The organism is Reichenbachiella sp., from assembly GCF_039969095.1.
Lineage (GTDB): Bacteria > Bacteroidota > Bacteroidia > Cytophagales > Cyclobacteriaceae > Reichenbachiella.
The window spans coordinates 688,786-702,519 of sequence record NZ_JBDVOL010000011.1 but is presented as its reverse complement, the minus strand read 5'-3'; the positions used below and the strand labels follow the sequence as shown (position 1 = coordinate 702,519).

The following is a 13,734-nucleotide window of genomic DNA, read 5'->3' as shown; positions in this document are numbered from 1 at the left end:
GGAATGAAAGTGCTAAATTGAATGTGAAATTAAATCCCTTATAAATGAAAAACTTAACCTATTTCACTTTCTTCTTTTTAACTCTCCTTGCTTGTTCCGAAAATGATATGTCCTCAGATTTCGAGACAGATACTTCTATCGTTGGCTTTATGAATTTAAGTGTAGGACATTATTGGGTCTACGAATGGTATGAGATTACACCAAATGGAGAAGAGTCGTATTATGGCATAAGAGATAGTGTCTACATTAAAAGCGACACGCTCATTGAAGGACATAGAATGTTTGTTGAAGCGGGTACTTTTTTGAATCAGAATCAATATTCCTTGATTTTTGACTCAGCAAATTCTGTTTATCATTATCCAAGTAGAGAGCTGAAATTCACATTAGATGAAACAAAAGAAGTAACTACATTTTTTGGTCCAAAAGATGACCCATTAGCTGTAGGCAATTTTGCGCTAACTTCAGATCAAGTTATTGTCGAAGTTCCTGCTGGAACCTTTGAGTGTTTGAGTTTTGGAGGATTAATTGATCCTTTAAAAGAAGATTATGAGCATGGATCTAGGGTGAATACTGTATCTTATGCTGAAATGACAGGGTTAGTAAGAAAAAAATGTCAATTTTATCAATCTCCGAATGATATTGAAATGAGATTAATCAAACACGGGAAGAATTTGTAGAATTTTTGTGAAAACTAAATCCCATTATTGGTATTACACTACTTTTTTCTTAATCCAAGCAGAAATAGTAATAGAAGGGAAATAACTAAAAGCAAAAGTGATGATCATGCTCAACCAAGAGCGATCCATGTTTGGGTATCCAAAAATGTCCATGTGGATGAATTCGACCATGTAGTAAGAAAAACAACCGAATAGAGCAAGGAATGCAATAGTGACCAATACTTTATGGACAAACCACTTGATTTTATTCGATGTACTGTCGAATGGTAGACCCTTGCCAAAAACAGTGCCTTTGATAGCAGAAACCGAAATCAACAAATAGAATCCAACAAAAGCATAGTATATGACATCTCTAACCGTATCGTTTTGTAGCCACTCAAGAAAAATATGGATGACATAGAATAGACCAGCCATAAAGAATAAGAAAACGGATACCATCACTGCTAAACCGCGACTGTCAAATTCATTAGGCATACTATCTGCCTCTTTTCCACTTATTTTAGGTATTTCTGTTGTCATTCCTATTCAAAAATAATGCGGCTCGAATCTAGTGAGATTATGGCATCTATGAATAATAATTCTTTACTTTTTACGATTTAGTAGGCTCGTTTTTTCCGAAATTTTACGTTATTAAAAGTGCAACTGAGAATAATTCATATTGAGTTAGAAAATATCAAATTACTCATCCTCCTTTTTTAAATCCATTCGAAAGGACCAATTTTTGTCTGGGATAGCTCCTTCTATGATTTGTTCGTTGGGTTTGTTGATTTTCCAACTGAATGTGTTGAGATTTCCTGAACTTACTACTCCAAGTGTATCTTTTTTGGTGAAAATGACCTCATCGCTCATTTGTTTGGTAAAGAAAGTTTTATGGCTTTCTCCCATGCGATCATTGAGAGTGTAGAATACCCACTGATCTGAGCCAGTTACGTAGCCTACAAAAATGATTTCTTTTTGTGTTTCCCCATCTTTGTAATTGATTTGATAGCCCAAAGCTGCGCAGTTGCTAAGAAATGGTTTAAGTACACGTTCTACTTTGAACTTGTTTTTTTGATTGCCTTCTTTATAACTGATTTCCCCACTCCAGGTACCGAGAAATGGTTGTAACGGTGTTAGAATGCTGTCACTGCAGTTATAGCCGTCTCCTTGCGTGTACCATTGCTTGTTCTCATCAATCAATGATGTGTAATCTGGTAGACGCGTGCCTTCAGCGATATTTAAAGTGGCCCAGGTTTTCATGCTATCTAATGTGATGCTACTTTCCCACCTGAATGATTCTTGGTGTGTATCAGAGAAAGTATATCTATTGATGTAAGGGGTGCCAATAGGATTACCGCGAAATGGCCGAATGGTTTTCCCATCTTTATATAATTGAATTCTTTTGTGATGATGGATCCCTTGAAGCGAAGAAAAAGACGTTCTATTTTTCCCAGGCCAACTCTGAAACATCACCCATTTTTGAAGATTTTCATCAAAATAGCGAATACTAAATCCAGCTGTTTTGCTATTGTTGACTACAGAGTCCTCATAAGCCAATTCAATCAGTGCTTTTCCATTCAGCGCTGCAAAGACACGATGTTGACTAATGTTGGTAGGTTGGTATTCATCATTTCCAGCCCATCGCTTCCAAGTCACCTCCCAATTACCTAACCAAAAATTAAATGCATTGTGCTGCTCATCTAGTCTTTCACTGTATACTTGACTAAAACCTTTAGGCCCTTGTATTTGAGCCGTGCTTTGGGTTGTAGTGATTAGAATGATGAGGGCTATAGAAAAGCGCAAAAAGATCATTTGTTTGTTGGGTTTGTTTCATTAAAAAAACAAACCCCAATATAGAACCCCTTAGGGAATAAGGTGAACGAAATCCGGTTTCACCGATATTATCTCCGGGTTTACCGATTGAGTATATACTGTGTTGCAGTTCAGGCGTAGAATTGTATCATAATCAATAACTCATAAAACCATGTCACAACGCAAATCACAAAAATCACCATCATCTAATTCAAGATCAGGAATCTTGGGGCTTATTCTAATAGCCTTAGGTACATTATTTCTATTGGATAATCTAGACTTGATCCCTTATGAAATCTCCTATTACTTATTCAACTGGAAGGGGATTATGATTATGATAGGTTTGGTATTTCTTTCTACCAAGGAAAATAAAAGTCCAGGTATCATTTTGATGGCTGTGGGCGGTTTTTTTATCATGTCCGATGTCTTGTCTTATGAATTTGACTGGCACTGGTATGACACACGGAAGCTTTTTTGGCCTGTACTATTAATTGTGATAGGCTTAGTCATTTTGAGTAGAAAGAGTAAAAGTCCGATAGTTTCAGCTCATGTTTTTACCGCAGATTCCAATGATAATGACGTACCCAATGACGCTGACCATATCAATGTCACCGCTGTATTAGGAGGTGGAGATATCGCGGTTTCTTCTGAAAAATTCAGAGGAGGCAAAGTCACTGCTGTCATGGGTGGAGGCACCTATGATCTCAGTAAGTGTGGCTTGGCAGATGGCACACAAGAAATTGACGTACTGGTATTGATGGGTGGAGCCAATTTTATAGTCCCTTCAGACTGGAACGTTCGTCTGGAAGTGACTTCGATCTTTGGAGGCTTCAGCGATAGTAGAAAACTAACAACTGACGTAAAAACGGATGCGACCAAAGAATTACTCATCAAAGGAACCGTATTATTTGGCGGTGGAGAAGTCAAGAATTACGTCTAAGAAATAAACTCAGAATAATCCAATACTCAATCACCCAGTGAGTCGATCGACGCCTGGGTGATTTTTCAAAATCAAACAACTCGTCGTATCTTGTAGATCAGAATCCAAACACAAATGAGACATCATAAAATAGAAGATAGATCCAACCTCATTGGCATAGTCCTAGTGATTATAGGCGGTGCATTTTTGTTGGCCAATTTTAATATTCTGCCTGTCTCGATAGAGAATTTGGCTTTCAATTGGAAAGGCATTGTTTTGATAATAGGACTCATTTCCTTGAGCACTAATAAAAACAAACTTCCAGGCATTCTGATGGTTGGCATAGCCAGTTATTTTATCCTGGCTACTTTCGTTTGGCAAGAGTATCATATCAATATTGGGATGAGTAGAATCTTTTGGCCTGGCTTGATGATAGCTGCAGGGTTTATGCTTTTGAATAAAAGAAAAATTGAATTTAAACGTAAATCATCAGGCCAATCTTTTGATTATCTGAATGACTCAAATATCATGGGCGGCGGCGAAGTGAAGGTCATGTCTGAACAATTCAAAGGGGGGCAAACGAGTGCTGTATTTGGAGGAGCGAGTTATGATATGACAGGATCCAAATTAGCAGAAGGTCACCATGTATTAGAAGTTTTGGCTGTATTTGGTGGTTTTACGTTTATTGTTCCTTCTGACTGGGAAGTACAGCTTGAAGTGACTGCCATATTTGGAGCTTTGGTGGACAAACGAAAATTTGTGAAACCACCCGAGTCAGGAACATCTAAAAAACTTCGAATAAAAGGCTTTGTGTTGTTTGGTGGAGGGGAAATCAAAAATTACTGATCTAACCCATGATCAACCCTATTCTAAAAAATAGAGAGCACTTACTCGTTTACGGGCTGTTTTGGCTCATGCTGATCATCATCCATACCATGCTCTTGCACTGGGGACAACAAGTGATATGGTCAGCTGCTTTAGTCGAAGCCACTATTTATGGCCTCGGTTTTTCATTGGTTGGACTAAGCATTTGGTTTATCGTCCGTTTTACGGGACTCACTGATGGCAACTTATGGAATGCGATCATGAGTCATTTGGCAGCAGGAGCGTTGCTTATTTTTGTATGGCTGGCTACTAGCTATTTTATTACAGGCTATTTATTGGGCTATGCATCTTCTATCCGTCAGGCTTCAATTGTGGATGTTTGGTGGCGAGTGGCGTTAGGTGCGGTTTATTATCTCTTGGTTGCTTTGATTTATTATCTCTTGATTTTCTACCAAAACAATAAGGAAAAACAGATTCGAGAGATTGAGATGGAATCCACCTTGAAGGAAACTGAATTGAGTATGCTCAAAGCTCAGATCAATCCCCATTTTATATTCAATAGTCTGAATTCGATCAGTTCCTTGACACTCACTAGGCCAGAAGATGCGCATGAGATGATTGTGAAATTGTCTTCCTTTTTACGTTACACGATTGGGCATTCTGAGACGGAACTGGTGTCGCTAAGTCAGGAGATTGAAACTATACAGCTGTATCTGGAAATTGAAAAATTGAGGTTTGGAAATAAATTGAAAGTGAATTTTGAAGGAATTGATGCCATTCCTGACTCAGCCAAACTCCCTAATCTGATTTTGCAGCCACTCATTGAAAACGCCATCAAATATGGTGTGTACGAAAGTACATCAGCTAGTACCATTGTCGTCAAAGTTTCATACAGCGATAGACATTTGCAAATAGAAATCACCAACAGCATAGAAGACGATTCGGTGGCTCACAAGGGTAAAGGGATTGGTTTGAAGAATGTGAGAGGAAGATTACAGCTGATTTATGAAAGTGCGGATTTATTGCATACGCATAAAGAAGAAAACGAATACAAAGTACAACTGACCATCCCACAACTAGACTAACTGTAAAACTATGTGTGCTTATAAAGTAATCATCATTGACGACGAACCACCAGCTAGAGAGGTGATCAAACACTTCCTAAAAGAGCAGGAAGATTTCGAACTGGTAGGCGAAGCGGAAAATGGTTTTGACGGTCTCAAGTTAATTCAATCTCACAACCCAGATTTGATTTTTCTGGATATCCAAATGCCCAAATTGACCGGATTCGAATTACTGGAACTGATTGATCAGCCGCCAACAATCATTTTCTCTACGGCTTATGATCAGTATGCGCTGAAGGCTTTTGAATCACATGCCGCTGACTATTTGCTCAAACCTTATAATAGAGCTCGGTTTGAAGAAGGTTTGTCGAAGGCCAAAACTTTGATCCGTAAGACGACAGTACCCATTGCTACCGAAGCACTAGTACAAGATTATCTCCAAGAACCTACTCATCGCTTGGTAGTAAAAGACGGTGCTAAAATAGACATCATTCCGGCTGATGACGTGATTAGAATAGCTGCGCAAGACGACTATTCAGAAATCATCACAGCCAAAGGCAAGCACCTGAAAAAGCAAACCATGAAACACCTGGAGCAGGTGCTGGACCCGAAGAAGTTTGTAAGAGTCCACCGTTCGTCAATTGTCCAAGTTTCTCAAATCGCAAAGATCGATAAGTATGGCAAAGAGACGCACCTCGCCCAACTCAAAAATGGCGATGAAGTGGTCGTGAGTGCTACGGGTTATGCCAAGTTGAAGGAGCTGTTAGGCTGGTAACGGGATTTTTCCATTAAGGGAAATTTTTATTAGCATTGTTCATTGATCATGTCAATAACAATTTTTGATATCATTATAATTTTTGGTGCCCTTCAAGGTGTTTTTGTAGGATTGCTTTTGCCATCCATTGCTGATGGAAACAAAAAAGCCAATCATGTATTGAGCTTTTTATTGTTCATGATGTCGGTGATGCTCTTAGGAAGACTGATGTTTTTCAATTTTCCACGGCTTTGGATGTATCAGATTACCTTGATTCCAGATGTGATTATCTACTTGTTTGGCCCTTTTTTGTGGCTGTATACCTTTCGACTTGTTCATTCGAGCATTGATTTACCGAAGCATTTTTTCTGGCATTTTATTCCAGCGATTGTGTATATGATCAGCGTCGTTTATTATTTTCAGTTTAGTTCTGAGGAATATACTCAAATGGCTAGTCAAGGAGAACTTCAAACTTATTTTCGAATATGTGTTGGAACCGCGATAGCACTAAATATAAGTTATCTTGGCGCATCCATTAGACTACTTTATTTGTATAAGCAAAAACTGAGTAGGCGGTTTTCGAATTACCTTTCCATATTACTTGGTCTCATAGGTATTATTCTGGCGGTATGGTTAACAGTATTTGTGTTTAGACCTTATTTTCCAGATTTACCCGTATATGATTATACCTGGGTGGCTATCTCAATGGTTTCTGTTTTTGTGGGTTACAATGCTATTAGTCGGCCCGAAATTTTCAGGAAACTGAAAATAGGTACTGCCAATAAGGAATTGCTTGCCAGTGACGAAATTGGTGAACTGTCTCAACAGCTAGATGATTTGATGATGAAGCACGCGCTGTATCGAGAACCTGATCTGACTTTAAAAAAAGTCTCGGATAAACTAAAAATCAGTTCAAATAAGCTGTCTTGGCTACTCAACAAAGTTTACCATTCTTCATTTTATGATTTTATCAACGGGTATCGGGTAGAGGATGTATTGAACAGAATTTCTAATCAAGAACATGAGTTCAAAACCCTACTTGGAATAGCGTTTGAAGCGGGATTCAATTCCAAGACTACCTTCAACAAGGCTTTCAAAGAAAAAGTTGGACGAACACCCAGTGCCTACCTCAAACGACAATTTTTGAAGACTTCAGAAGTCAACTAAAATATCAAATGGGTACGTCTGTATCCACCCGAACGCTAATGTTTACTGCTAAGCCTAATTTTCAGATTCATTATAAAAATTGAAAATATGGTAACCATACAAACGCTCAAATTCGCTCATTGCCTGCTATTTTTTTCTTATCTATCTATGTCTGCTTGTTCCAATGATAATCCAGAAGATGTCATTGAATTACAAGCAGTCTCGTCAGTCCAAGCAATGGACAAATCCAATCAAGCAAATGCAGCCGATATTTATGTGAATTTCGAAACGAACGATAGTGATCTGGTTGCTGAGTATAGGGTGTATGTGAGTCCTGCTGGTTCTACGGATGATCGGTCTACGGACGATTGGTTCGATCTTTCTGCTAGCTATTATACCAGCAGCACGGTAGCTGGTTTTTTTCTTAGTGCATCTCAAACGGATGCCAATGGAGATGAAATAGAAGAGTACATCGACTATCAAATAGTGGTTTTATCTGTGACCTCAGAAGAAACAGGTTATGCGAGAAGGCTATCAGAACCATCTGAAAATTTCATTCTTACGCAGCAACCAGAGGTTACCACTTTCGTGGCAAGCCTTGGAGCCAATGACGCTTTGGCAATGGATGACTCAGGCAACTTATATGCATCCAATTTTGGTAATTGGTCTTCTACTGGTGGCTCTGGAAATCAAATACTAAAAATAGCTCAAGATGGTTCGGTGAGTTCTTACGCGATTCAGCTCAATGGCCCTTTAGACTTGATGTATCACTCTTCAGGGAGTTTGTATGTTGTGGACGACAACAATGGTACACGAGGTCATATTCTTAAAATCGAACCAGAAGGGGATAATGATCAGATAGCCTCAATCAATGGCTGGCCCGGTGGCCTTGCTGAAGATGACAATGGGAATGTCTATGTGTCTAACTATTCGAGCGCCACTCTTCATAGAATTACACCTGATAGAATGGTGGAGCTGGTATCCTCAGATGCGAGACTGCGAGGCTGTGTGGGCATTGTTTATGCAGATGATTTTTTATATCTGGCCAATTACAACGATGGCAAAATTCTGAGATCAGATCTCTCTGGCAACGTTACAGAACTGACGCAGCTAGAGGTGGTGCCTAATTTTGGATTAGGCTATATGGATAAACTTGGGGATTACCTTTATACTACTGGTATAGGCTCTAACGTGATTTATAAAATATCCATTACGACTGGAGCATCTGAGATTTTTGCTGGTACTGGTGCCAAATCCACATTGGATGGGGTAGCCGACTATGCTGCCTTCTCCAACCCAAACGGTATAGTGACAGACGAAACGAACAATACCATGTACATACTCGACTATGGCAAACCGTCCATTCGAAAAATTGAATTGAAACAATAGATATTAGTTATAACCTATTATGCTCAAAGAGTCCCAAAGTGGATCACTATTTTTTGACTTAGTGTAGTCAAATAACGAGTGTTACCCCTTCTTACTTTGACCAAATAAGAGTAACCCTATGATAATCACAAAACCACCGATCAACTGCGAAGCAAAAACTTCTTCTCCGAAAGGGAATGCCAATAGGACAGTAAAAAATGGAATCAGATTACCATAAAGTGCGGTAGTAGTAGCTCCTAGTTTGACGACGGCATAGTAAAAAGCTACATAACCCACACCCGTACCCAACACTCCCATAAAACCTACACTGGCCCAAAAGGGCCATTGGGTAGGAAGGAGCGTAGTCATGAGTTCGGGAGTAGAGACTGCCGCAAACATCAGCAAACCTATGATAGCGCTAATGGTAGTCATCAAGATACTATTCACACCAGACAGGGATTTGTCTACGATGATCTGCGATAAAGAGAAAACCAGCGCCATGCAGAGAATATAAAGATCACCAGTCTCTAGATTCATTTTCAGCAATTGAGTAAAATCACCTTTCACTAATAAAATGATGACTCCGAAGATGCTTGTGGCCATGGCGAATAGCTGAACGGAAGTGAATTTTCTGTTCAGAAAAAAGAAGGCTAACAAAGCGGTAATAATAGGACTGGTCGATAGGATCAATGAGCCGCTCACTGCACTGGCGGTTTGCAATCCTTTGTTGAAAAAGTAGATGGTTAGGAATATACCAAAGAAGGAAACCAGACAGATCAATCCAAAACTTCGAAGTGAAATCCGAACTTTCATCAAGCCCTTACCATATTGAAACGCTAATACACCTATCAAAACTACTGCTCCAAATAGAAACCTCCAGAATGCTACCGCCATTGGAGAATAGTGCGCTAATGCAATTTTGGTGACATGAAAATTGACTGCCCAAAACAGCATCGTCAGTATAAGCAGTAAAAGCGTGATTGAACGGTTCATCAAGCGATGATAGTGGAATTTTCTGATTTTGAAAAATAATTTGCGTAACCAAATAGTTACATATATATTTGTAACCGAACGGTTACTTTAATAATGAGAAGAGACATATTTCAAGCCATAGCAGATCCTGTAAGACGGGACATCATCGAGCTACTTGCTGAAGATTCATTGACGATAAATGCTGTAGCTGAAAAATTTGATGTCAGTAGACCAGCGATTTCCAAACATCTGAAAATTCTCAAGGAATGTGGTGTTATAGATTTTCAACAAAAGGGTAGGGAACGGTACTGCATGATTCAGCCGAAGACACTTATTCCGGCCTTTTTGTGGATGGAACAATATCGCGAGCTATGGGAAGAAAAACTTGACTCGTTCGAAAAATATTTAAACAAACTTCAATCAAAAAACTCTAAATCATGACTCAATCAAACGATGCAACTAATCGAACTTTGACACTAGAAAGAATTTTCAACGCACCTATTTCTCTGGTCTGGGAGGCTTGGACCAACCCTGAACATGTCGCCCAATGGTGGGGACCTGAAGGCATGCAAACCAAGGTAAATAAACATGATTTTCGAGTGGGAGGAGCTTGGGAATATGCCATGACCATGCCTGATGGGAAAGTGTTTATTGCAGATGGTGTGTATACAGAAATTGTTGAATTCAGTAAAATATGTTCATCTGCTAATTTTAAGCCTATGACTGAAGGTGTTGAAATACAGTCCTATTTTGAAGCGGATGGAGAAAAAACCAAGTTTACCTTTAAATGCGTGCATGAAACGGAGGAGTATTGTAAGCAGCAAGAAGAAATGGGCTTTTACAATGGCTGGGGCTCAGTATTCATTCGATTAGCAGATTTTTTGGTGAAATAAAATTGGACTTAGGAAGATGGTTGGGCAGGTTCAATCCTTATTTACTTGACTATTACCTGTCAAGCTAGACAGTTTTATTCATCTTCCTGAATTCTTTTTCGAGTTTCTCATATTCATTCTTAGTTTGTTTAATTCGCTTGCGTAGATTGTTATTCACAGTAGAAAGTGCCTCAATCTTTTCATTCGCTTCAGTTAGGGTACTATTGGCTATTTCTTTCTCTTGATGTGTTTGTCCCAAGGCTGAAATGGATTGTTGAACATAGTCATTAAATTCAGAAATGACATGGTCTTTACGTTTAGATGTTTTTACCATAGGTCGGAAAATAAAAAAGGCTTCTAGCAATATAAGTAACAGGGTGCCAGCCAAAAGATAGTACTCTGAAGTAGAAAGCTTTTCTACTTTTTCAGAGGCAATTCTATCATACTCAAAGGTGATGTCATTCATGAGTTTAAGGAAATCTTTCTCATGATCAGAAATGGCCTGTATAGCTTCATCCATCTGAGGAGGAACCTTGTCTGTAAGGATATGGTCATAGTTAAACTGATCTAATTCAGTTACCGCTTCATTGATCGATTGGAAATAGGGCTGTATTTGTGTAAAAAGCCTTTCTAAGAAAACGGATTCGTTCATTTCACTGACATCGAGTCTTTCGTTTCCGAATTTTAATGCTTGGTGTGAATCATTCCAGAGACGAGCAGCATCCGTCAACTCAGACTTGGTTCGATTGAATTCTTCCTTTGATTTACTTAGCGGTAGTTTCAATGCAGCCTTGCTGATTTTTTGACTAAGCATTCGCTGTCTTCCAGAAATATTGATGATCCTGGAGTCAGTTTTACTATCAGAAATGGTGCGTTGGATGAGTATCTGACTAGCCACAATGGCCAGAGTTAGTACTCCTAAAAACATAAGGTACTGAATCGTTAATTTTTTCATATAAACTTAGGTTTGATAATTAGTTGAGCCCATGCCCAATTGTTGATGGCCTTGGAATCAATTGTGTTTTTGATGATGTCCATACTGTCTGATGCGAACATTTGAGAATAGCCCAACTTGAAAGTGCCTATTTTACCCAGAGGAGTGACATAGACCAAATCTAGTTCAGTTCCCAGAGAAGCACTGGCTTCGGTGATACCGTCTGATTCATAAATGGTGCTGGCAGTTAGAAAGTGATGAACATGTCCAAGAATAGCTCCTTTACCAATTTTAAATTTGGTTTTTAAATATAAGTCTTGAAGTCCCGAGTTATTATTTCCATTGCCCACGTAGAAGTAATCCATAAAGCCATAAAAGGCATGATTGGTGCCGAATAAAGGAGCAAAGGTGGTGTTCTTGCTGCTTTCTGAATCTTGTCCGGAAAGGTGATCATATCCAATGGTTAGTGGTGTAGCATTTGTTTGGAGTGTTGTGGATAAAGAGAACATATAAGCGCTCAGGTCACTCAATGCTACTTTTCCGCCTTGGTAGAAAAATTCAGCATTCAATTTCAGTTCACCTACTTTCTTCATTCCCATCATTCCATAAGTTTGTCTGTTGGCGACAGAATCTTCTAATCCATATTGTCTGGCATCATTGACCAAATAAGCCGATACACTACCGCTGTCGTACATTTTATTTAAGTAAGCAAACTGTATGTGTTTGTAGTTGCCTGTGGCATGGTATGGACCATTTCCAGTGAAGGGTGGGTAGTAAGTGCCGGTTAACCTTACTGGTTCACCTCCAGTTGTGGGGTTTTGGTTGTAGGCTACTCCGGCATGTACTTTTAGTCCGAGCGAATCTTCGTACATCAAAAGCGCCGCGTCATGTCTGAGTCCCTGCATAGCCCATTCTAGCCCGCCAAACATTCTTTGATTGTCGTAAGATATTATTTGACGGCCGAATTTGACTGATACTTTATTAGTCATGTAGTAACGTGCCCAGGCTTCGGAGATTCCAAAAGAGCCACCATAGGTTTTGTCTACGATTCCATCGGCACCCCACATTCTTACATCTTGCAAGGCAATATTTACCTCATATTCGTCTGCTTTATAATTAGCATAAAGTCTGGTTCTCTGTTCTGTGAAGAAGGCTGGGTCGAGACTTTCAGTTATAGGTTTTTTAAATCCATTTCTGAATTCAGATCTGGCATTGACTTCCGCACTAAGAGAGAATTGTGCTTGTGCTGAGCTGATGGTTAGGAGAATGGCGATTAAGGCCGGTATTAGTTTTTTCATGACTCTTTGGTTTAGTACTTAAATTATTGCTTGGCTGGGTTAACAATGATTACGTACTATTACGTAATTGCATGGCAAACCTAGATGAGTACACGCAGTCTTGAAATGGTAAATGACAGCGAATCATTCTTTTTTATTCGGCTTTTATTTCTGCGATATTGCAGGTTATTAAAGAGAGTATTATTAAAACTAAGTAGTATTGATAACCAAAATAAGTAGAAACAAGAATTGGGTTAGGTATTTTGAGTAGCTCTAGTTTCCTGTTATTTAATTTGTGAAATCATTTTTGGGTCTACTTGTTAAGTTCAGCTATCTAGAAAGAAATTATGTTCAGAAATTTCTTTTTGAAGCAATTCGATGTCCACGATTCCTAATTTTTTACCTGATGCCCTAAGTAAATTTTCCTTTTTTAAAGCAGAAATCACTCTGATCACTTGTTCATCAGTAGTTCCTGCAAAATCAGCTATTTCTTTTCTGGATAATTGAATATTGAGGTATTTGTCAAGCTGTCCAAATTTGCGATGGATGTAGAGTATGGCATCAATTACCTTTTCTCTTACGGTCATTTGAGCAAATTTTTTGACTTTAGTTTCGCTTCTATTGAGTTCATCCGCATAGAACATCATAAAATCATAAGTCAAATTTGGAGCATGCTGGAGCATATCCTTCATCAATTCATTCGGGAAATTGCAAAGCACTGTATCTTCAAGCGCGACTGCATTAATTTGATAAGATTCTCCAGCTCCAAATCCTCTATGCCCAATGATTTCTCCGTCTTTGGCAAATCTTACGATTTGTTCGCGACCCTGGAATCCAGTTTTGGCAACTTTTACTTTTCCTTTATTTACGAAGTATAAGCCATGCACAGGTGCGCCTTCTAGTATAAATTGCTGACCCTTTTTACATTGGATCGTGTGTTTCTTGCTCAGATACTGTTCAACATCTTTGTCTTGACTGTTTTTCTTGATAATACAGTTTTGATTCGTGCAGGTGATACAAATTGCTCTTTCCATGATTTATAATTACGTATAACTACGTACAAATATACGTAATATACATCAAGGTCAAAGCCGATGACATATTTTTATATGCGAAAATGCAATTTTAAAAAACA

General features: G+C 38.8%; 15 protein-coding genes. 9 read left to right on the top strand and 6 right to left on the bottom strand.

Annotated elements, in window-relative coordinates:
- Positions 1-44: 44 nt before the first annotated feature.
- Complete coding sequence (locus ABJH98_RS11510) at positions 45-677, top strand: hypothetical protein (protein WP_348307825.1); 633 nt, start codon at positions 45-47, stop codon at positions 675-677.
- Between the two features lie 33 nt (positions 678-710).
- On the opposite strand, the gene ABJH98_RS11505 is transcribed toward ABJH98_RS11510, so the two are convergent.
- Complete coding sequence (locus tag ABJH98_RS11505) at positions 711-1,196, bottom strand: hypothetical protein (protein WP_348307824.1); 486 nt, start codon at positions 1,194-1,196, stop codon at positions 711-713.
- A gap of 159 nt (positions 1,197-1,355) precedes the next feature.
- A complete protein-coding gene (locus ABJH98_RS11500; protein ID WP_348307823.1) occupies positions 1,356-2,468 on the bottom strand; it encodes a hypothetical protein in 1,113 nt (370 codons plus the stop codon).
- A 172-nt stretch (positions 2,469-2,640) separates the two neighbouring features.
- Here ABJH98_RS11500 and ABJH98_RS11495 point away from each other — a divergent pair, with 172 nt between their 5' ends.
- The 6 genes from ABJH98_RS11495 to ABJH98_RS11470 all read left to right on the top strand — a co-directional run bounded on the left by ABJH98_RS11495 (position 2,641) and on the right by ABJH98_RS11470 (position 8,565).
- On the top strand, positions 2,641-3,408 hold the full coding sequence (locus tag ABJH98_RS11495; RefSeq protein ID WP_348307822.1) for a DUF5668 domain-containing protein: 768 nt from the start codon (positions 2,641-2,643) through the stop codon (positions 3,406-3,408).
- A gap of 114 nt (positions 3,409-3,522) precedes the next feature.
- Positions 3,523-4,233, top strand: a complete 711-nt coding sequence (locus tag ABJH98_RS11490; protein ID WP_348307821.1) for a LiaF domain-containing protein — start codon at positions 3,523-3,525, stop codon at positions 4,231-4,233.
- A gap of 8 nt (positions 4,234-4,241) precedes the next feature.
- Positions 4,242-5,297, top strand: a complete 1,056-nt coding sequence (locus ABJH98_RS11485; protein WP_348307820.1) for a histidine kinase — start codon at positions 4,242-4,244, stop codon at positions 5,295-5,297.
- A gap of 10 nt (positions 5,298-5,307) precedes the next feature.
- Positions 5,308-6,051, top strand: a complete 744-nt coding sequence (locus tag ABJH98_RS11480; protein ID WP_348307819.1) for a LytTR family DNA-binding domain-containing protein — start codon at positions 5,308-5,310, stop codon at positions 6,049-6,051.
- Between the two features lie 48 nt (positions 6,052-6,099).
- Positions 6,100-7,197: an AraC family transcriptional regulator gene (locus tag ABJH98_RS11475; RefSeq protein ID WP_348307818.1), complete on the top strand. Its 1,098-nt coding sequence runs from the start codon at positions 6,100-6,102 to the stop codon at positions 7,195-7,197.
- Positions 7,198-7,284: 87 nt separating this feature from the next.
- On the top strand, positions 7,285-8,565 hold the full coding sequence (locus ABJH98_RS11470) for a hypothetical protein (RefSeq protein ID WP_348307817.1): 1,281 nt from the start codon (positions 7,285-7,287) through the stop codon (positions 8,563-8,565).
- A gap of 81 nt (positions 8,566-8,646) precedes the next feature.
- Here the strand turns inward: ABJH98_RS11470 and ABJH98_RS11465 are convergent, their stop codons facing one another.
- Complete coding sequence (locus ABJH98_RS11465) at positions 8,647-9,537, bottom strand: DMT family transporter (RefSeq protein WP_348307816.1); 891 nt, start codon at positions 9,535-9,537, stop codon at positions 8,647-8,649.
- 93 nt (positions 9,538-9,630) lie between these two features.
- On the opposite strand from ABJH98_RS11465, the gene ABJH98_RS11460 reads away from it, so the two are divergent.
- Together ABJH98_RS11460 and ABJH98_RS11455 are read left to right on the top strand one after the other, a co-directional pair.
- Positions 9,631-9,957, top strand: a complete 327-nt coding sequence (locus ABJH98_RS11460; RefSeq protein ID WP_348307815.1) for a metalloregulator ArsR/SmtB family transcription factor — start codon at positions 9,631-9,633, stop codon at positions 9,955-9,957.
- Positions 9,954-10,409, top strand: a complete 456-nt coding sequence (locus ABJH98_RS11455) for an SRPBCC domain-containing protein (protein ID WP_348307814.1) — start codon at positions 9,954-9,956, stop codon at positions 10,407-10,409. The genes ABJH98_RS11460 and ABJH98_RS11455 overlap by 4 nt, the downstream gene beginning before the upstream one ends.
- A 64-nt stretch (positions 10,410-10,473) precedes the next feature.
- Here ABJH98_RS11455 and ABJH98_RS11450 read toward each other — a convergent pair whose 3' ends face one another.
- The 3 genes from ABJH98_RS11450 to ABJH98_RS11440 all read right to left on the bottom strand — a co-directional run bounded on the left by ABJH98_RS11450 (position 10,474) and on the right by ABJH98_RS11440 (position 13,633).
- On the bottom strand, positions 10,474-11,343 hold the full coding sequence (locus tag ABJH98_RS11450) for a type IV pili methyl-accepting chemotaxis transducer N-terminal domain-containing protein (RefSeq protein ID WP_348307813.1): 870 nt from the start codon (positions 11,341-11,343) through the stop codon (positions 10,474-10,476).
- Positions 11,340-12,620, bottom strand: a complete 1,281-nt coding sequence (locus ABJH98_RS11445; protein WP_348307812.1) for an alginate export family protein — start codon at positions 12,618-12,620, stop codon at positions 11,340-11,342. The genes ABJH98_RS11450 and ABJH98_RS11445 overlap by 4 nt, the downstream gene beginning before the upstream one ends.
- 305 nt (positions 12,621-12,925) lie before the next feature.
- Positions 12,926-13,633 (bottom strand): Crp/Fnr family transcriptional regulator, encoded by a 708-nt coding sequence (locus ABJH98_RS11440; RefSeq protein ID WP_348307811.1) that lies wholly within the window; start codon positions 13,631-13,633, stop codon positions 12,926-12,928.
- Positions 13,634-13,734: the final 101 nt, after the last annotated feature.